Annotated in this window: 21 protein-coding genes; 8 read left to right on the forward strand and 13 right to left on the reverse strand. The window is 68.8% G+C overall.

Features of this window, described 5'->3' with window-relative positions:
- Nucleotides 1-21 precede the first annotated feature (21 nt).
- From ruvB to pdxS, 8 genes are all read right to left on the reverse strand, one after another.
- A complete protein-coding gene (gene ruvB, locus DEU37_RS09205) occupies nucleotides 22-1,053 on the reverse strand; it encodes a Holliday junction branch migration DNA helicase RuvB (RefSeq protein WP_121190408.1) in 1,032 nt (343 codons plus the stop codon).
- Nucleotides 1,046-1,669, reverse strand: coding sequence for a Holliday junction branch migration protein RuvA (gene ruvA, locus DEU37_RS09210; RefSeq protein WP_121190410.1), 624 nt, complete (start codon nucleotides 1,667-1,669; stop codon nucleotides 1,046-1,048). The genes ruvB and ruvA overlap by 8 nt, the downstream gene beginning before the upstream one ends.
- Nucleotides 1,670-1,733: 64 nt before the next feature.
- On the reverse strand, nucleotides 1,734-2,303 hold the full coding sequence (gene ruvC / locus DEU37_RS09215) for a crossover junction endodeoxyribonuclease RuvC (RefSeq protein WP_121190411.1): 570 nt from the start codon (nucleotides 2,301-2,303) through the stop codon (nucleotides 1,734-1,736).
- A 202-nt stretch (nucleotides 2,304-2,505) separates the two neighbouring features.
- Nucleotides 2,506-3,264, reverse strand: coding sequence for a YebC/PmpR family DNA-binding transcriptional regulator (locus tag DEU37_RS09220; protein WP_121190413.1), 759 nt, complete (start codon nucleotides 3,262-3,264; stop codon nucleotides 2,506-2,508).
- 34 nt (nucleotides 3,265-3,298) lie between these two features.
- Nucleotides 3,299-3,832, reverse strand: a complete 534-nt coding sequence (locus tag DEU37_RS09225; protein ID WP_121190415.1) for a DUF1697 domain-containing protein — start codon at nucleotides 3,830-3,832, stop codon at nucleotides 3,299-3,301.
- A 46-nt stretch (nucleotides 3,833-3,878) separates the two neighbouring features.
- Entirely contained in the window at nucleotides 3,879-4,685 is an 807-nt protein-coding gene (locus tag DEU37_RS09230; protein ID WP_121190416.1) for a hypothetical protein, read from the reverse strand.
- Nucleotides 4,686-4,728: 43 nt separating this feature from the next.
- Nucleotides 4,729-5,331: a pyridoxal 5'-phosphate synthase glutaminase subunit PdxT gene (pdxT, locus tag DEU37_RS09235; protein WP_121190418.1), complete on the reverse strand. Its 603-nt coding sequence runs from the start codon at nucleotides 5,329-5,331 to the stop codon at nucleotides 4,729-4,731.
- Complete coding sequence (gene pdxS / locus DEU37_RS09240) at nucleotides 5,325-6,215, reverse strand: pyridoxal 5'-phosphate synthase lyase subunit PdxS (RefSeq protein WP_121190419.1); 891 nt, start codon at nucleotides 6,213-6,215, stop codon at nucleotides 5,325-5,327. The genes pdxT and pdxS overlap by 7 nt, the downstream gene beginning before the upstream one ends.
- Nucleotides 6,216-6,321: 106 nt before the next feature.
- Here pdxS and DEU37_RS09245 point away from each other — a divergent pair, with 106 nt between their 5' ends.
- Together DEU37_RS09245 and pdxY are read left to right on the forward strand one after the other, a co-directional pair.
- Nucleotides 6,322-7,680: an aminotransferase class I/II-fold pyridoxal phosphate-dependent enzyme gene (locus tag DEU37_RS09245; protein ID WP_121190421.1), complete on the forward strand. Its 1,359-nt coding sequence runs from the start codon at nucleotides 6,322-6,324 to the stop codon at nucleotides 7,678-7,680.
- Nucleotides 7,681-7,687: 7 nt separating this feature from the next.
- Nucleotides 7,688-8,539, forward strand: coding sequence for a pyridoxal kinase PdxY (pdxY, locus tag DEU37_RS09250; protein WP_121190423.1), 852 nt, complete (start codon nucleotides 7,688-7,690; stop codon nucleotides 8,537-8,539).
- Between the two features lie 175 nt (nucleotides 8,540-8,714).
- On the opposite strand, the gene DEU37_RS09255 is transcribed toward pdxY, so the two are convergent.
- The 3 genes from DEU37_RS09255 to thrS are packed head-to-tail and all read right to left on the reverse strand — an operon-like array spanning nucleotide 8,715 to nucleotide 11,801.
- Nucleotides 8,715-9,176 carry an SMI1/KNR4 family protein gene (locus DEU37_RS09255; protein WP_121190424.1) on the reverse strand — a complete coding sequence of 154 codons (462 nt, stop codon included), beginning with the start codon at nucleotides 9,174-9,176 and terminating at the stop codon, nucleotides 8,715-8,717.
- Complete coding sequence (locus DEU37_RS09260; RefSeq protein WP_121190426.1) at nucleotides 9,173-9,769, reverse strand: HIT domain-containing protein; 597 nt, start codon at nucleotides 9,767-9,769, stop codon at nucleotides 9,173-9,175. The genes DEU37_RS09255 and DEU37_RS09260 overlap by 4 nt, the downstream gene beginning before the upstream one ends.
- 13 nt (nucleotides 9,770-9,782) lie before the next feature.
- Nucleotides 9,783-11,801: a threonine--tRNA ligase gene (gene thrS, locus DEU37_RS09265; RefSeq protein ID WP_121190427.1), complete on the reverse strand. Its 2,019-nt coding sequence runs from the start codon at nucleotides 11,799-11,801 to the stop codon at nucleotides 9,783-9,785.
- Between the two features lie 182 nt (nucleotides 11,802-11,983).
- Between thrS and DEU37_RS09270 the strand changes: the two genes are divergently transcribed.
- The gene (locus tag DEU37_RS09270) at nucleotides 11,984-13,144 is read left to right on the forward strand and encodes an SLC13 family permease (RefSeq protein WP_121190497.1); all 1,161 of its coding nucleotides are present in this window, start codon (nucleotides 11,984-11,986) and stop codon (nucleotides 13,142-13,144) included.
- 28 nt (nucleotides 13,145-13,172) lie between these two features.
- Here DEU37_RS09270 and DEU37_RS09275 read toward each other — a convergent pair whose 3' ends face one another.
- Together DEU37_RS09275 and DEU37_RS09280 are read right to left on the reverse strand one after the other, a co-directional pair.
- Nucleotides 13,173-13,682 carry a glycine cleavage system protein R gene (locus DEU37_RS09275; RefSeq protein WP_121190429.1) on the reverse strand — a complete coding sequence of 170 codons (510 nt, stop codon included), beginning with the start codon at nucleotides 13,680-13,682 and terminating at the stop codon, nucleotides 13,173-13,175.
- A gap of 16 nt (nucleotides 13,683-13,698) precedes the next feature.
- Nucleotides 13,699-14,427, reverse strand: coding sequence for a hypothetical protein (locus DEU37_RS09280; protein WP_220699834.1), 729 nt, complete (start codon nucleotides 14,425-14,427; stop codon nucleotides 13,699-13,701).
- A 667-nt stretch (nucleotides 14,428-15,094) separates the two neighbouring features.
- Here DEU37_RS09280 and DEU37_RS09285 point away from each other — a divergent pair.
- The 5 genes from DEU37_RS09285 (at nucleotide 15,095) to DEU37_RS09305 (ending at nucleotide 18,366) form a co-directional block, all read left to right on the forward strand.
- Entirely contained in the window at nucleotides 15,095-16,249 is a 1,155-nt protein-coding gene (locus DEU37_RS09285; RefSeq protein ID WP_220699835.1) for a site-specific integrase, read from the forward strand.
- Between the two features lie 87 nt (nucleotides 16,250-16,336).
- Complete coding sequence (locus DEU37_RS09290) at nucleotides 16,337-16,579, forward strand: hypothetical protein (protein WP_121190434.1); 243 nt, start codon at nucleotides 16,337-16,339, stop codon at nucleotides 16,577-16,579.
- Nucleotides 16,576-17,145 carry a hypothetical protein gene (locus tag DEU37_RS09295; RefSeq protein ID WP_147424864.1) on the forward strand — a complete coding sequence of 190 codons (570 nt, stop codon included), beginning with the start codon at nucleotides 16,576-16,578 and terminating at the stop codon, nucleotides 17,143-17,145. Before DEU37_RS09290 ends, DEU37_RS09295 begins: the two co-directional genes overlap by 4 nt.
- Nucleotides 17,146-17,624: 479 nt before the next feature.
- Complete coding sequence (locus DEU37_RS09300; RefSeq protein WP_121190436.1) at nucleotides 17,625-18,026, forward strand: hypothetical protein; 402 nt, start codon at nucleotides 17,625-17,627, stop codon at nucleotides 18,024-18,026.
- A gap of 139 nt (nucleotides 18,027-18,165) precedes the next feature.
- Nucleotides 18,166-18,366, forward strand: a complete 201-nt coding sequence (locus DEU37_RS09305; protein WP_121190437.1) for an AlpA family transcriptional regulator — start codon at nucleotides 18,166-18,168, stop codon at nucleotides 18,364-18,366.
- Nucleotides 18,367-18,551 lie beyond the last annotated feature (185 nt).

The following is an 18,551-nucleotide window of genomic DNA, read 5'->3' on the forward strand; positions in this document are numbered from 1 at the left end:
GCGGCAGGAAGCCTTCTGTGATTATAGGTCATCGAATCTGAGCGCCCCGTCCGGACGAGGCACGCGCAGATGCGCGTAAGCCTCCGGCGTGGCAACCCGTCCTCGCGGCGTGCGCCCGAGGAATCCGATCCGCACCAGGTACGGCTCGACGACCGATTCGATCGTCTCCGCCTCCTCGCCGACAGTCACCGCGAGCGTGCTGAGGCCGACCGGTCCCCCGCGGAACCGCCGGACGACGGCATCCAGCACCGCACGGTCGAGGCGGTCGAGGCCGATCGCGTCGACGTCATAGAGCTCCAAGGCGGCCGCGACGTGCGCATCGGTCGCCGACGACGCGCTCTTTCCGTGCACGATGACGTAGTCGCGTACCCGCCGCAGGAGACGGTTGGCGATGCGGGGTGTGCCGCGCGAACGTCGGGCGATCTCGGCGCGAGCGGTGCCGGGCAGATCGACGCCGAGGACCGCTGCGGAGCGCGAGATCACCTGTTCGAGCTCGCCGGGTTCGTAATACTCCAGGTGCGCGGTGAATCCGAACCGGTCGCGGAGCGGGTTGGGCAGCAGGCCCGACCGGGTGGTCGCGCCGACGAGGGTGAACGGCGCCAGGTCGAGTGGGATGCTGGTCGCTCCCGCTCCCTTGCCGACCATGATGTCGATGCGGAAATCCTCCATCGCCAGATAGAGCATCTCTTCGGCGGAGCGCGCCATCCGGTGGATCTCGTCGATGAAGAGCACCTCGCCGGGCACCAGGCTCGACAGCAGTGCGGCGAGATCGCCGGCGTGCTGGATGGCCGGTCCGCTGGACAGACGCAGAGGCCGCTGGCTCTCGTGCGCCACGATCATGGCGAGCGTGGTCTTTCCGAGCCCCGGCGGACCGGACAGCAGGATGTGGTCCGGTGGTCGCTGTTGGATGCGCGCCGCATCGAGCAGCAGCTGGAGCTGTCCGCGCACCTTCTGCTGGCCGACGAACTCGGCGAGGGATGCCGGTCGCAGCGCGCCCTCGACGGCGAGCTCGGTCGCGTCTTCCGCCACGGCGGGGTCCTGGGAATCAGACACCGGCGCGCTCCGGACGGGCGGGACCCAGCTGGGCCAGAGCGAGCTTGAGCAGCACCGGCACCGACCGCCTGTCGGCATCGGTCGCGGCATCCAGCACCAGCGTCACCGCCTCGACGCTCGTGCGCTCGTTCCACCCGAGAGCTGTGAGTGCCGCGACGACCTGGCCGGCGATCTCGCCGGCGGCGGAGCCGGCAGCCGGCCGGCTTGTTGCGGAGGTCACGTGAAGTTTGCCGGCGAGCTGCACCACGATGAGCTTGGCCGTCTTGGGACCGATCCCGGAAACGCGCCGGAACGGGGCGTCATCCTCGTCGGCGACGGCGTGCGCGATCTGATCGACGCTGAGCGACGACAGCACGCCGAGGGCGGATTTGGGACCGACCCCCGACACGCTGAGCAGGTGATGGAACACGGTGAGCTCGTCGCGATCGGCGAAGCCGAACAGCGACAGGGCGTCCTCCCGCACGATGAGCGCGGTGTGCAGCGTCGTCTCGTCGCCTGCGTGGAGCGAGCGGGCCACGGAGGCGGGCACCGCGACACTGAAGCCCACGCCGCCGACCTCGACGATCGCCGACTCGGCGTCCAGATGCAGCACACGGCCGCGCAGCGAGGAGATCATGGCACCACCCTAGACAATCGTTCGCAGTTTTGTTCGATCGACACGCGTGTGGGGTGCGCAGCTGTCAGCGTCGCGTCGCTCTCTTCTCGGCATCCGCCCACGCCCGTTGCGCCGGCGTGAGCGCCCCGGTGGCGGCGCTGCCCGAGGGGGCACCTCTCCGCCACCCGTGGCACAGGGCGATGGCGAGGGCGTCCGCGGCGTCGGCAGGCTGCGGCAGGGCGTCCAGGCGCAATACCCGGGCGACCATCGTCTGCACCTGGAGCTTGTCGGCGGAGCCGTAGCCGGTGATCGCCGCCTTCACTTCGGAGGGGGTGTGTGTCGCGGCGGGAAGACCGTGTTCCGCAGCGAGCAGCAGTGCGATGCCGCTGGCCTGGGCGGTGCCCATCACCGTGCTGCGGTTCTGCTGCGCGAAGACGCGTTCCACGGCGACCACGTCGGGGCGGTGCGCCGCGAACACCTCACGCAGGCCCCGGGCGATGAGGGCGAGGCGTTCCGCGATGGGCAGATCGGCGCCGGAGCGGACGACCCCGACGTGAACGAGTGTCGCCGACCGGTCGGCGCGCACGTCGACGACACCGACGCCGCACCGGGTCAGGCCGGGGTCGATGCCGAGGATGCGCACAGCGGATGCCACTCCCCCACGCTAAGCGCTTGACGCGGACGGGGGCGTTTCGACTCGCGGCTGCGCCGCTCGCTCAACGACCGGTGCTCCCCCCGGTCGTTGGGCGAGCGGAGCGAGTCGAAACGCGTGCTCCCCCCGGTCGTTGAGCGAGCGGAGCGAGTCGAAACGCGTGCGCCCCCGGTCGTTGAGCGAGCGGAGCGAGTCGAAACGCGGCTTACTCGTCGTCTTCGAGCTCGGCCTGAACCTCGGCGGTGAGGTCGAAGTTGCTGAAGACGTTCTGCACGTCGTCGCTGTCTTCGAGCGCGTCGATCAGGCGGAAGATCTTGCGTGCCGTCTCGGCGTCGATCTCGACCTTGAGGTTCGGCACGAACTCGACGTCGGCCGATTCGTACTCGATGCCCGCGTCGGTCAATGCCGAGCGGACCGCAACGAGATCGGACGCCTCGGTGATGACCTCGAAGCCCTGCGCGTGCGGCTCGATCTCCTCGGCGCCGGCCTCGAGGGCGGCCAGCATGACGTCGTCTTCGCTGGTGTTCTCTTCGGACACGACGATGACACCCTTGCGGGAGAAGTTGTAGGCGACCGAACCGGGGTCGGCGAGCGTTCCGCCATTGCGGCTGAGGGCGGTGCGCACCTCGGCAGCGGCGCGGTTCTTGTTATCGGTCAGACACTCGATCATGAGGGCCACGCCGTTCGGTCCGTAGCCCTCGTACATGATCGACGAGTACTCGACCGACTCGCCGCCGATGCCGGCGCCGCGCTTGATGGCGCGGTCGATGTTGTCCTTGGGTACCGAGGTCTTCTTGGCCTTGAGGACCGCGTCGAACAGGGTCGGGTTCCCCTGCAGGTCCGGGCCGCCGAGCTTCGCGGCGACTTCGATGTTCTTGATGAGCTTCGCCCACGACTTCGCGCGGCGGGAGTCGATGACCGCCTTCTTGTGCTTGGTCGTGGCCCATTTGGAGTGTCCGGACATGATCTCCAGTTTACTCAGGCGACACTGGTGCTTTTCAGCCGAGGATCTTGACGAGTGTGCGCAGATTGCGCGTGGTCGTCGTCGGCTTGTACGCCGCGCGCCCGAGGAGCTTTCCGAACGGGGTGTCGATCGTCCTGCCGATCTCGGGGCTCCAGTACACCACCCCGATTCCGGGGTGCGTGGGGTCCTCCGCCGGGTCGAGGGATGCCGCGGCATCCGCCAGCGCATCGCGCACGGCCACGTCGGTGCAGAAGACGACGTACGGTTGCCGGCTCGGGTCTTCCGCATCGAAGGGGTAGGCGGTGACGGCCGCGGCGAGCTCGTCGAGTGTCACGAGGACGATCCACGCGTCGTAGTCGAAGCGGTCACGCAGGGCCGCCTCGATGCGAGTCTTCAGCTCCGCGCGCCGGGCGACGTCGACATCGACCGTGAAACGGGCGTTGCCGCTGGCGAGTACCGTCTTCACCTCTTCGAATCCGAGCCCGCGCAGCAACGCCGCCAGCTCCGTGCTGCGGATCGTGATGCCGTTGACGTTCACGCCGCGAAGCAACGCCACCCAGGTCGTCATGCCGCCACGTTAGCCCGCCGCGCCGACACCGCGCGCGAGTCGAGGATCAGTGTGGTGGGCGCAGATCGCTGAGTGCGGTCGTTCCGCGGCAGCCGAGCTCGCCCGGCTGCAGGTACACGCGCGGCGCATACACCCGCTCGGTGACGCCGTCCACACGGCGCACGAGCACGCACCTGCGCTCGGTGCCCATCGAGGCACCGATCGCGCCGTCGGCGGACCGCACGACCTCGAGGGGGGCGAGCTGTTCGTAGGGGCCGGTGGGCGCAGTGAGTCGGGCCAGGATCGCGCTCTCCAGCTCGCTCGTCGGGTCCGTCGCGGAGGCGTCGGCGACCACGGCGAGGATCGCGTCGGCCGCCTCCTCGGGGACCACGAAGACCGGAGAGGTGTCGGGCGGCGGCGTCACCGACCTCGCCCCGTCCGGGCAGTCGATCGTGCGAACCGAGGGGGGATCGCTCCACGGCCGATCCTGAGCGACCGGGCCGTATCTCGTGAAGTCGACGGCGTAGCACGACGTGCTCGACACGGTCTCGGCGGACCACATGCCGGTGCTGCGCGCGGTCATCTCAACGCGGAAGGACAGCGTGCCCAGTGGGTCGATCGGGTTCTGCGTGGTCTGCGGGGCGATGCCGATGAGGGTGATCGCGCTGCGGTCTCCGGCGGCCTCCGCGGCCAGCCGCGCCCATCCGTCGATGTCGGACGCCTGCCGGGGTGAGATCTCCCCGACGAGCCGCGCGACCGCGTCGCGTGCGGCCGCGTCCGCCGCGTTCTCGTGGGCCGCGCACCCCGTGAGGACGATGACCGCGATCGCACCGGCCACGGCGCTGCCGATCATCCGCGATGCACGTCGTGTCATGGCGCGATCCTACGCATCCGCAGATGCGGGTCGCGGCATCCGCTCAGCTCGCGCGTGCGGCGACGAGATCGAGGAACAGCTCGTGGAACCGCGTCTCCCCCGACACCTCGGGGTGGAATGCGGTGCCGAGCAGCGCTCCCTGCCGGACGGCGACGATCGCTCCGTCCGACAGGGAAGCCAGCACCTCGACGGCCGGTCCGGTCTCCACCACCCGCGGCGCGCGGATGAAGGTGGCGGACACCGGCTCATCGAACCCCGCGACCGTGAGCTGCGTCTCGAAGGAGTCGACCTGCGAGCCGAAGGCGTTGCGCTGCACGGTGATGTCGAGCCCCCCGAAGGTCTCTTGTCCGCGGATGCCGTCGGTAATGCGGTCCGCCAGGAGGATGAGCCCGGCGCACGTGCCGTACGCCGGCATCCCGCCTGCGAGGGCCTCACGGATCGGCTGCTGCATACCGAACGTCCGCGCCAGCTTGTCGATCACGCTGGACTCGCCGCCCGGGATCACGAGCCCCGAGACGGTTGCGAGCTCCTCAGGGCGGCGCACCGCGACGACCTCCGCGCCCAGCGTCTCCAGGCTCCGGACGTGCTCGCGGACGTCCCCCTGGAGGGCGAGGACGCCGACTCGCGGCATCCCCGTCGTCACCATCCGCGCTCGGCGAGCCGGTGCGGGGCCGGCAGGTCGGCGACGTTGATGCCGACCATGGCCTCGCCGAGGCCGCGCGAGACATCCGCGATGACCTTCGGATCGTCGAAGAACGTGGTCGCCTTCACGATCGCGGCGGCACGGGCCGCCGGGTCGCCGCTCTTGAAGATCCCTGAGCCGACGAAGACGCCGTCGGCGCCGAGCTGCATCATCATCGCGGCATCGGCGGGTGTGGCGACCCCGCCGGCGACGAACAGCACGACCGGGAGCGTGCCGGTCTCGGCGATTTCGGCGACGAGCTCGTACGGTGCCTGCAGCTCCTTGGCCGCGACATACAGCTCGTCGCGCGACAGCGCCCCGAGCGCGGCGATCTCGCCGCGGATCTTGCGGATGTGCTTCATGGCCTCCGACACGTCGCCGGTGCCCGCCTCGCCCTTGGAGCGGATCATCGCCGCCCCCTCGGTGATGCGCCGCAGCGCCTCTCCGAGGTTGGTCGCGCCGCAGACGAACGGGACGGTGAAGTGCCACTTGTCGATGTGGTTCACGTAGTCGGCCGGTGAGAGCACCTCGGACTCGTCGATGTAGTCCACGCCGAGCTCCTGGAGCACCTGCGCCTCCACGAAGTGGCCGATGCGCGCCTTCGCCATGACGGGGATCGATACCGCCTCGATGATGCCGTCGATCATGTCGGGATCGCTCATCCGTGACACGCCGCCCTGGGCGCGGATGTCGGCGGGCACGCGCTCGAGTGCCATGACCGCGACGGCGCCGGCGTCCTCGGCGATCTTCGCCTGATCGGGGGTGACGACGTCCATGATGACGCCGCCCTTGAGCATCTCGGCGAGTCCGCGCTTGACGCGGGACGATCCGGTGACGGGAGTGGACACGGGTTTCTCCTTCGGGTGTGGACGTCGCTCGGTGCGGCGGAGCGGGATGCCGCAGCTATTGGCCTAGGCCAAAACGTAGCATGTCCTGTCACATACACTGATCAGCGTGAACGCCGTCCCCGATGCCTCCTCCGTGCTGCGCATCGCCGGGGCCACCGCGACCAATATCGCCGACAGCGTGCGACAGAGGATCGAGCGCGGCGAGCTGGCGCCCGGCTCGGCGCTGCCTCCGGTGCGAACCCTCGCCGACGATCTGGGGGTCAATCGCAACACCGTCGTGTCCGCGTATCGTCTGCTGACGCAGGCCGGGCTGGTCGAAGCCCGCGGCCGCGCCGGCACGCGCGTCGCCGAACGCACCCCCGTGGCGCAAGAAGGCTTCGCACGCGGCACGGTGCTGCGCGACCTCGCGGCGGGTAACCCCGACCCGGCACTCATCCCCGATCTGCATCCAGCCCTCAGCCGCATCGCGGGTCGGCCGGTGCTGTACGGCGAACCCGTCATCGACCGCGACCTGGCAGCGTGGTCCGAAGAGTGGATGCGGGCCGCCGTCGGAGACGACCGCGCGCTGCGTCTCACGATCACGGGCGGCGCCTCCGACGCGATCGAACGTCTGCTCGCCCAGACGCTGACGCGCGACGATGCGGTGGCTCTCGAAGACCCGTGCTTCCTCGCGAGCCTGAACACGGTTCGCCTCGGCGGTTACCGCCCCGTCGCCGTCCCCGTCGACGATGAGGGCATGACCGTCGCCGGGCTCCAGGCGGCGTTGGATGCCGGGGTGCGCGCCGTGCTGCTCACTCCTCGCGCTCAGAACCCCACGGGGGCGAGCCTCAGTGCCGAGCGCGCTGCGGCGCTGCGCGCACTGCTGGCCGACCACCCGTATGTCCTCGTCATCGAAGACGACCATTTCTCGATGCTGTCGGCGCAGCCCTTTCACTCGGTGATCTCCGCGTCGCATCGGCGCTGGGCGCTCATCCGCTCCGTCTCGAAGTTCCTGGGGCCCGACATGTGCCTCGCCGTGGTCGCCTCAGACCCCGATACGGCCGAGCGGCTCGCTGAGCGCCTCAACCCGGGCGCGACGTGGGTCAGCCACCTCCTCCAGCGCGTGGCACTCGAACAGCTCACCGATCCGGACGCGGTCGCGGCGGTGGCCGCGGCATCCGCCCACTACGCCGCGCGCAACCGTGCGGCCGCCGCGGCGTTCACCGCGGCGGGCGTCCCGGTGGTCGCGGGCGACGGTCTGAGCCTCTGGGTGCCGTTGGCGGTGCCGGCGCGCGCGGCATCCGAGCAGCTCATGCGTCGCGGATGGCTCGTGCGTCCGGGCGACGAGTTCGTGCTCGAAGGCGCGCGCGCCACCCGCCATCTGCGCATCACCGTCCACGACCTCTCGGACGCCGATCTCGCGCGTCTGGCCACCGACCTGGCCGCGGCGATCCCCGCCGCAGCCGCGACCTCGAAAGCAGGATGATCGCCCGATGAAGATCCTCTCCATCCAGTCCGCCGTCGCGTACGGACACGTCGGCAACTCGGCCGCCGTGTTCCCGCTGCAGCGCATCGGCGTCGAGGTGCTCCCGGTGTACACCGTGAACTTCTCCAACCACACCGGTTACGGCGCCTGGCGCGGTCCGCTCATCTCCCCCGATGACGTCCGCGACGTCATCATGGGCATCGAGGAGCGGGGCGTGTTCGGGGAGATCGACGTCGTGCTCAGCGGCTATCAGGGCGGGGAGGGCATCGCAGACGTCATCCTTGACGCGGTGGCGCGCGTGAAAGCGGCCAATCCTGCGGCGGTGTACTCCTGCGATCCCGTGATGGGCAACGCCAAGAGCGGGTGCTTCGTCGCTCCGGCGATCCCCGTGCTGCTCCGCGATCGCGTCGTGCCGGCGGCCGACATCATCACGCCCAACCAGTTCGAGCTCGGCTTCCTCACGGAAACCGAGCCGACGGACCTCGCCTCGACGCTCGCGTCGGCGGATGCCGCGCGCGCGATGGGCCCGCGCACCGTGCTCGTCACGTCGGTCGAGCGTCCGGATGCACCCGAAGGCACGATCGAAATGCTTGCCGTGACCGACGACGGCGCGTGGATCGTGCAGACGCCGCGCATCCCCATGAAGGCGAACGGGTCGGGCGACGTCACGGCGGCGCTGTTCACGGCCCACTATCGTGCGAGCGGCGACGCCGCCGATGCGCTGGCAAAGACCGTGTCGAGTGTGTACGACCTGCTGCAGACGACGTTCGACGCGGGCGCGCGCGAGCTCCAGCTCGTGGAGGCGCAGGAGTTCTACGCCCATCCGCGGCTGCAATTCCCCGTGACGCAGGTGCGCTGAGGTTCGCCGTTTCGACTCGGCGCTGCGCGCCTCGCTCAACGACCGGGACTTCCCGCCCGCCGCCCCGCCCCGGTCGTTGAGCGAGCGCAGCGAGTCGAAACGCCCCCCCCGCCTTGCCGCGCCCGCCCCGCCCCGGTCGTTGAGCGAGCGCAGCGAGTCGAAACGCCCTGCTCCGTCAGAACAGCTCGTACGGCCAGCGCACACCGAGCTCGGGCGAGATCGCATCCAGTGCGGCGCGGGTGCGCTCCACGGTGGCATCACTCGCCTCGTCGAACTGCTCGAGCGCGTGCAGCACGTGCCCCACCATCAGCCACTGCGTGATCGAGAGGTGCATCGGCGCGAAGCGCGACACGGCCCGTTCGCCGTCGACGTGGTCGAAGAACCAGACGTCGCCACGCGGACCGAGCCACCACTCATCGCCCTGGCCGTTGTCGCCGACGAGCACCCATCCCCGGGGTACCTCGAGGTCGACCCAGTACAGCGGGTCCTGACGCTCGCGCGTCTCGGCCTCGGCGCGGCGAGCGTCGAACGCGGTGATGTCGCCGCACAGCTCCACGGTGGATGCCGGCAGCGTGCGCAGACGCCGCGCGTCGACCGTGAACGGTGCCGCGCTGTCGTCGGGACCGCCCGGGCTCACGCCGTCGGCCAGGCGGCGGCGACGGTCTCGCGGACCTCGCCGAGCAACTGGGGCAGGGCCTTCGTGCGTGCGATGATCGGGAAGAAGTTCGCGTCCGAGCTCCACCGCGGAACGATGTGTTGATGCAGGTGCTCGTCGACCCCTGCGCCGGCGACCGCGCCCTGGTTCATGCCGATGTTGAAGCCGTCGCAGCGCGAGACCGCGCGGAGCACCCGCATACCGGTCTGGGTGAGAGCGCCGATCTCGGCGACCTCCTCCGGCGTGGCCTGGTCGTACGTCGCGATGTGGCGGTACGGGCACACCAGCATGTGACCCGAGTTGTACGGGAACAGGTTCAGCAGCACGTAGGACGTGACACCGCGGTGCACGATGAGCCCCTCGGCATCCGACTTCTGCGGCGCGGCGCAGAACGGGCAGCCCGAGCCCCGGAGGGCATCGGCGCCCGTGTTGATGTAGGCCATGCGGTGCGGCGTCCACAGGCGCTGGAAGGCGTCGGGGACGGCCGCGAACGTCGCGGCGTCCTCGAGGGCGGCGTCGGCGTTTCGACTCGCCTCCGGCTCGCTCGACGGCCGAGTGGGCTCCGGCTCGCTCACCGACCGGGCCCTCTCACGCCAGGTCCTCGGCGGTGTTGACGAGCAGCTTGCCGGCGATCGCGGCGACGATCTTGTCGATCGCCTCGTCGACGGGGATGCCGTTGGTCTGCGACCCGTCGCGGAAGCGGAACGAGACCGTGCCCGCGGAGCGGTCCTGCTCCCCCGCGATGAGCTGCAGCGGCACCTTCTGGGTCGTGTGCGTGCGGATCTTCTTCGGCATGCGGTCGTCGGAGTGATCCACCTCGGCGCGCACGCCGGCGGCCCGGAGGCGCGCGACGATCTCATCGAGGTAGGGGGCGAAGTCGTCCGCGACGGGGATGCCGACCACCTGCACGGGAGCCAGCCACACGGGGAACGCGCCGGCGTAGTGCTCGAGCAGGATCGCGAAGAAGCGCTCCACCGAGCCGAACAGCGCACGGTGGATCATCACGGGGCGGTGCTTCTCGCCGTCGGGGCCGGTGTACTCGAGCTCGAAACGCTCGGGCTGGTTGAAGTCGAGCTGAATGGTCGACATCTGCCAGGTGCGGCCGATCGCGTCGCGCGCCTGCACCGAGATCTTCGGCCCGTAGAAGGCGGCGCCGCCCGGGTCGGGCACGAGCTCGAGCCCGGATGCCTCGGCCACCTCGCGCAGGGTCTCGGTCGCCTCCGTCCAGAGCTCGTCGGCGCCGATGAACTTCGGGTTGCCGTCTTCCTTCGTCGACAGCTCCAGGTAGAAGTCGTTCAGGCCGTAGTCGCGGAGGGTCTGCAGGACGAAGTCGAGGCTGTGGGTGAGCTCGCCCTTGACCTGGTCCGCCGTCACGTAGATGTGGGTGTCGTCCTGGGTCATACCGCGCACGCGCGTGAGGCCCGAGAGGGTGCCGCTCTTCTCGTAGCGGTACACCGACCCGAACTCGCTGAGGCGCAGCGGCAGCTCGCGGTACGAGCGGCCGCGCGAGCGGAAGATCAGGTTGTGGAACGGGCAGTTCATGGGCTTCAGGTAGTACTCCTGGCCCTCGCGGCTGACGTGACCGTCGGCATCCACGACCTCGTCGAGCACCATCGGCGGGTACATGCCGTCTGCGTACCACTGCAGGTGACCGCTCGTCATGAACAGGTCGCCCTTGGTGATGTGCGGTGTGTTCACGACCTCGTAGCCGCTGGCGAGCAGACGCTCGCGCATGTAGCGCTCGATCTCGTAGCGGATGATGCCGCCCTTGGGGTGGAAAACGCTGAGGCCGGGGCCGATCTCGTCGGGGAACGAGAAGAGGTCGAGCTCCTTGCCGAGCTTGCGGTGGTCGCGCTTGGCCGCCTCTTCCAGACGCTGCTGGTGCGCGCGCAGCTCGTCTTTCGTGGGCCACGCGGTGCCGTAGATGCGCTGCAGCTGCGGGTTCTTCTCGCTGCCGCGCCAGTAGGCGCCGGCGACGCGGGTGAGATCCCAGCCGTTGGCGACATAGCGCGTACCGGGAACGTGGGGTCCGCGGCAGAGGTCGCGCCAGACGACCTCGCCGTCGCGGTTGACGTTCTCGTAGACGGTGAGCTCGCCGGCGCCGATCTCCGCCGAGGCGCCTTCTGCGGCGTTCGCCCCGGAGCCCGGGCCGCCCGCGAGCGAGATCAGCTCGAGCTTGAACGGCTCGTCGGCCATGAGCTCTCGCGCCTCGGTCTCGTCGACGACGCGGCGGACGAAGCGCTGGTTCTCGCGGACGATGCGCTCCATCTCCTTCTTGATGGCCTTGAGGTCCTCGGGAGTGAACGGGTCGACGTTGCCGAAGTCGAAGTAGAAGCCGTCGGTGATCGGCGGGCCGATGCCCAGGTTCGACTGCGGCTTGATGCGCTGCACGGCCTGGGCCATCACGTGCGCGGTGGAGTGGCGCAGGATCGACAGGCCGTCGGCGCTGTCGACCAGAACGGGCTCGACCGCGTCATCGGCCGTGACGATGGTCGAGAGGTCTTTCAGGTCGCCGTTGACGCGCAGAGCGACGACGGAGCGGTCGGGGAACAGGGCGAAGCCGTCGGCGGGATAGGTCACGTCCGCCGCGGGTGAGACATCGGTCAAGGGAAGGTCTCCAGAAGAGGGATCGGATGGGGTGCTCAGCTTCGGGCGCCGTGCGCCCTGCCCGCTCAGGCCCAGATCGTTCGTACGCCGGGCGTGCGCGCGCCGGTCGCGAAGGCGGTGATCCGGCTCAGTTCCATATGTGCAGTCTATCGCCGCACGGGACGGGTCGATGAGGGTCCATGATGGATGCCGTGATGCTTGCCGTGATCGGAGCGGTGCTCCTGCTCCTGGGCGGCGCAGCCGTCGTGTTCGGAGTTCTTCCGCTGGATGCGGCGCTGGAGATCGGCGACCGCGTGTGGCCGATCCTCCTGTTCGTCGTCGCCGTGACGATCGTCGCCGAACTCGCCGCCCGGGCTGGCGTGTTCGACGCCGCCGCAGCGTGCCTGGCGCGCCTGTCGCGAGGTCGAGTGATCCTGCTGTGGCTCATGGTGGTGGCGTTCGCCGCCGTCGTGACGGCGTTCCTGTCGTTGGACACCACGGCCGTTCTCTTGACGCCGGTGGTCGTCGCGGTCGCCCGCGCCAATGGGCTCTCGCCGATGCCCTTCGCGTTCGCGACCGTGTGGCTGGCCAACACCGCGTCGCTGTTCCTGCCGGTGTCCAACCTCACCAACCTGCTCGCCGCGCATCGGCTCGGCGATCTCGACGCGCTCGGCTTCCTGGGCCTTCTGGGACCGTCGGCGATCATCGCGACGGTCATCACGGTGATCCTGCTGTGGCTCACGAACCGGCGTGACCTGCGGGGTCGCTTCACGCCCGCCCATCCGCCCCGGGTGTCCGACCCCGTGCTTCTGCGGATCTCCGCCGTCGTGCTCGTCGTCATGATGCCGCTGCTGGTCATCGGCATTCCCCCGTGGATGCCGGCGCTCGGCGCCGCCGTCGTGCTCGCCGCCGTCTTCGCCTGGCGCTCGCCGACGGCCCTGCGCTGGGCGCTCGTGCCGTGGCAGCTGGTGGTTTTCGCGTCCGGCTTGTTCCTCGCGGTCGGTGCGGCCGAGGCGCTCGGGTCGGGCGCCCTCCTTGCCGCGGCGACCGGTTCGGGAGAAGACCTCGTCTCGCTCTGGCAGGTCGCCGGGGTCGGCATGCTGGGCGCGAACGTGGTCAACAACCTGCCGGCCTACCTTGCTCTCGAATCCGCCGCCGGCTCGCCCGTGCGGCTCGCCGCTCTGCTCATCGGCGTCAACGCGGGTCCGCTGATCACGCCGTGGGCGTCACTGGCGACCCTGCTCTGGCACGAGCGTCTGCACGCCGTCGGGGTCGATGTGCCCTGGAAGCGCTACATCCTCCTGGGTCTGGTCGTCGCCCCGCTCACGGTGGCGCTCGCCGTCCTCCCGCTGGCGTTGCACTGACGACTGCTCACGCAGACGCCCGTTCGACTCAGGCGACGGTGAGGTCGACCTGGATCTCGCCGGCGAGGGCTTCGAGCGCGGCAGTGAGCGTCTCGGCATCCGCCGCCGCCGGCAGGCTGACGGTGACGGTCGCCTCGAACAGCGTGCCGCCGGCCATGGGGGCCTCGATGGTGCGGCTGCGGAAGGTGTCGATGCTGAGCGTGTGGGCGGCGATGGCGGCGGTCACGTCCCGGACGATGCCCGGGCGGTCGTTGCCCAGCACCGTGAACGAGACGGCATGGGGTGCGTCGGCGGATGCCGCGGCCGGAGCGTCGTGCGTCGTGACGCGCAACAGCCCGTCAAGGCTACCGAGGGCGGCGGTGAGGGCCTGCTGCTGGTCGTCGGGCACCGCGACGAGCACGATGCCGGCGAAGGCGCCGGCGAGTTCGGCGAGCTCGCTCTGCTCCCAGTTGCCGCCATGGTCGGCGATGGTGTGGGCGAGAGCGCTGACGAGTCCGGCACGATCGTCGCCGACGACAGTGAGCACGAGGTGGGCCATGCGGCGAGCCTAACGCTCAGGCTGCGGCGGGTGCGAGCGTTGCTGCACGCCGGCCCATCATCGCCACCAGCGCGACCATCAGAAGCGTCAACGCGAGGGCCACCCCACCGGAGCCCAGACCCGCGCCGCCGTCGGCGGCCGGCTTCGCGAGTGCGTCGGCGACGGAGGCACCCCACGGTCGTGTCAGGACGTACGCGGCCCAGAACGCCGGCACCGCGGGCCAGTGCAACCACCGAAAGCCCGCGGCGATCGCGGCGATCGCGAGCGTGAACAGGGCGATCGAACCGACGTACCCGATGCCGAGGCCCACCGCCGTCAGGTCTCCGACGGCGGTGCCGAGCGCGAAGGTTCCGACGACGGCGGCCCAGTAGAAGAGCTCGCGCCGTGTGGTCGTGATCGCGTGCACGGACACGGTCCCCTCCGCGCGGCGCCACGCCGCGAACACCACGGTCAGGCCCACCACGCCGACCAGCGCGGTGAGGGCGTACGGCACGCCCAGGGCGACATGGATCACATCGGCGGCCATGGTGCCGAACACGCCGACCGCGGCGACCGCCATCCAGTACGCTCCCGGGCGGTATCGCCGCCGCGTGAGCTGAAAGCCGACGGCGCCGACGAAGAAGGCGAAGCCGAGGAGAACGGCGAGTTCGGGAGCCATGATGCGAATGGAGTAGTCGGAGACGGCCTCCCCCAGCGCCGTCGAGGTGGCCTTCGCGACCCAGAAGATCAGGGTCGGTTCGGGCACGCGCGAGGGAGGTGCAGCGGGTGAAGGAGGCTGATCGGGCTCGTTGCGTAGGTCAGGCACTTTCAGATGATGGCGGCGTCGCTCCAAGACGGCGCCAAGAAAGCACGCCGAGAAGGGGCACGGCACGCCGAGCGAGCTGCGGCGCCGGGCGATGGCAGGTGGCTACGGTGAGAAGGTGAACGGTCTGGGGACCATCACATCGCAGAGTTGTCTCGCGACGATGAGCTGCGCAAGGCGGGACGTCAGATGCAAACGTCCCGCCTTTTTCGTTGCCTCGCGGCATCGCGACGCCCTATGGTGATCCTGATGGCCTGGGGGTCATCGAGTTCCACTTTCGATAGCTGATGCGAGCTATGGAGAGGCGGGTCGCAGTGCCGTGTCCCGCCTCTCTGCGTTTCCGGCGTTACCCATGGCGCCGGCGCAGTCTGCACACGTTGCACCACGCGTTTCGGGCACAAAAAAACCCCGGATGACCGGGGTTGTTCTTGTGCGCGATACTGGGATCGAAACTGTACCCACGCGACTGAGCGATTGACCCGTAATCGTGCCGAGAACCCCTGATTTCTTGCGGAATGTCGGGACCCAGTGTTAACGTCACAGGGACGCAAGAGAACGCATGCCGAGGCAAGAGATATTGCACGGTATTGCACGAACGGCAGGGGGCACCGTGGCGAAGAGGAAGCGCCGTGAGACCTTCGGTGCGCTGAGGAAGCTCCCGAGCGGTCGCTACCAGGCGTCCTACGTCGGCCCGGACGGTGTACGGCACAACGCTCCGCAGACTTTCGACAACATGACCGACGCCCGCGGTTGGCTCGCGGGGCAGCAGACGAAGATCCTCAGCGAGTCCTGGTCACCCCAGGAGACCCGCGCTGTCGAGCAGGCTCGCTTGGGCCGCACCGAGACGTTCGCCGACTATGCGGAGACTTGGATCAGCACGCGTACGAACCGCTTCGGCGAGCACCTGCGCCCGCGTACCGCGACGGAGTACCGCCGACTCGTGAAAGGACCCCTCGGTCAGTTTGCGGGCGCTCGTCTGTCTGCGATTGCCTCGGAGGATGTTCGCAGTTGGTATTCGGCGCTCATCTCGGCTGGGACGAAGACTCAGGCCGCCCGCGCCTATGAGCTGTTGAAGTCGATCCTTGCGACAGCAGTCGCGGACGGGCGGATCAAGTTAAACCCGTGCCAGATTCGGGGCGCGGCGTCGGCGTCGACCGGAAAGAAGACGACTCCCCCGGTCGCTGCTGACTTGCAGAAGATGGCCGATGCGATGCCCGAGAACCTCAAGGCGGCGATCATGCTGGCGGCGTGGACGGGCGTGAGGTTCGGGGAGCTGACGGAGCTCCGACGAAAGGACATCGAAGTCGTCGGTGAGGGTGATGGGACGACGATCGTCGTCAACGTCTCGAGAGGCGTCACCCATGTGACGGGTCAGGGTTTCGTGGTAGGCCCGACGAAGTCTGAGGCGGGTGTCAGGTCGATCGTTCTGCCGCCGCACGTGAACGGCGTTGTCATCGGTCACCTGAAGGATCACGTCACGAGGTTCCCGGATTCGCTCTTGTTCCCCGCGGCGGACGGTCACACGCATCTCGCGTACTCCACCTTCTACCGGCACTGGGATGCGGCGCGGAGGGCGGCGAAGCGACCCGACCTCCCCCTCCACGGGCTGCGCCATTACGGGGCGACGAGGGCAGCGGTAGCTGGTGCGACGCTCAAGGAGTTGCAGACGCGTCTGGGACACTCCACGGTCGCGGCGGCGATGCGTTACCAGCACACCGCCGGGCGGGACGAAGAACTGGCGAGGCGGATGTCCGAACTCGCGTAGAGCGTGGCGGCACCCGCCGTCATGAAAGTGCCCCCGCCCGAGCGGCAACTCGGAACAGGGGCGGAGGTCACACAACTAGGAGTACGCATGACCGACACCATTATCACCGACCCGCGGGCTGAGGCCGATGAGGTCAGCCAACGGATCGCGGACGCCGCTGCGCACCTGAGCGGACCAGCCCTGGCAAAGATCATCGGGTGCAGCCCGACCACCGCCCGACGTCGGTTGCGCGGCAATGGCTGGACGGTTTCCGAGGTGTTCAGGCTGTGCATGGCCATCGGCGAGAAGCCGAGCGCCATGTTCGCCACCGACCCAGCGACGAGACGATGACCACGCCGCGCCCGCTCACGCTGTCTGTTGCGGGGAAAGTGAGGTACTGGCTAGTGGTGAGCGAGAGAGGGCAGGCTGAGCCGGGACGCGGGGCCGCGAAACTCGCACGACTGATGGGCTGGCCCTATTCCCGGGCGCGGGCTGTCTACAAGGGTACCCGCGACATAGCGATGGATGAAGTCGAGGAGATTGCCGCCAAACTCGATGTTGACGTCCTCTGCTTCTTCGACGATGGATCCCGCGCGCCTGCCACGAGTGACGGTCGCCCTGGATCGTCGCAAATGAGCGACGACGACCATGAACAGTGCCGCGCTTTCGGACGTCTCCTCGCGAAAGAAATCTGGATGTACGCCGGAGAGGACGACTTCATCGACAATTTCGTCCTCAACGAGGAGTTCAACCTGCGGGCGCCGAACTCGTTCTGGACCCGCGAGCGTCTGCTCTACGCCGCCCGGAGCGCCCTCTCGGACCTGGCGCTCGTGATCGGCAAGCGCTACCCGCTACGCGACCAGTTTCTCCTTAGGGACGTTCTTCCTCCCGAGAAGATGATCGGCGGCCCAGCATGAGACCCTTGGCGCCACGGGCCGGGGGTGTCCAAACTCTGCACGCCCCCGTGAAGCCCTTCCTCATCGTCGCGGTGGCGGCAATGGTACGTCGTGCAGAGCGTGCTCTGGGCGTGGCTATCCGCAAGGGCGAAGAGGCGGGCGAGATCTCACGGCGCGGACAAGACGGTGGTACCCGGTTCCCTCCGGGCGCAAACCGACCTCGCGCTGACTACGAGATGTCGGTCCCCAGCGACTTTGCCCGCAACGACGAGCTGAACAAATGCCGACATCAACCCAGACGGCCGTCTGAAGGGGGTAGCCATTCGCGACACCCTTCAGAGCTCAGTGGAAGCGCGACGGCCTTCTAATCCGTTGGTCGCAGGTACGAACCCGACCGGAGGGACCCACGCAAGAATGGATGGACTGTGAGTCGGTCAAAGAAGTGGAACAACCCCCGCCACGGAGGGTGGACGAACATCCTCCGGGGCGGTCCGGCGTACGTGTCAATCTTCTGCCGAGGCGACGACTCCGCACCCCACGACAAGTGGCGCATCGGCGCGCTGCAGCCGGCCGAGCATCATGGCGAGCACTACTGGACAGAGAGCGTTAGCGGGTACGCAGACCACGACAACCCGCACTACTTCCGCACACACCCAGCCATCACCCAATACCTCGTCGGCGATCGCTGGCTGACCGAGCCTGAGCAAACGTTCCACAGCGATGACCCAACCTTCCGCGCCAGATGGGCCATCAAGTGTCCCAAGTGCGGCTTCGGCAGAACGTTCGCTGATACCCGGCAATACTCTGGCGCGATCGACCAACTCGCTGCACTGCGTTCCGATGACGGCGTGTTCGAGGTATCGCTCCGCGGATTCGTTTCCCACCTCACCGGTAGTCGCTGACACGCCGCCCGCAGTAGCTCGCATAGGGACGCATAGCGCGCTACAGTGATAGGGCACGGCGACGGGCCCACATTGAGGCTCCCCGGTTGCACCAGCCTCCCAGCAGAGGAAAGTTCCTCATGCTCTGGAGGCTTTTCTCATGTCCCAGCACGATACGCCCTGGGTCCCCCTCGAAACCGCGGCCGCGCACTTCTGCCTCAGCCCCGACACCATCCGACGGATGATCACCCGCGGGGAGCTAGAAGCCAGGCGCTTCGGCCCGCGGCTGATCCGCGTGCGGATCGATGACGTCGTCGCTGCGGCGCGTCCGCTGCACTACGCAGCCGGTGGCGACGAGTGATCGAAAACGAAACCCCTCGACGGATCGAGGGGATCGAGAATCTTGCTGGCCGGCGAGATCGACACCAGGTTAACGCACTTGGGGAGGTCTGCGATGACTGACGCGCGCCTTCCTGGCCACTGGTTGAACGAGCTGCGGTTTGCGGACTTGGATGACCGAACGTGGCGGATCTTCACGAACGCCCT

Source organism: Microbacterium sp. AG790 (assembly GCF_003634765.1).
In the GTDB taxonomy this organism is placed as follows: Bacteria; Actinomycetota; Actinomycetes; order Actinomycetales; family Microbacteriaceae; genus Microbacterium.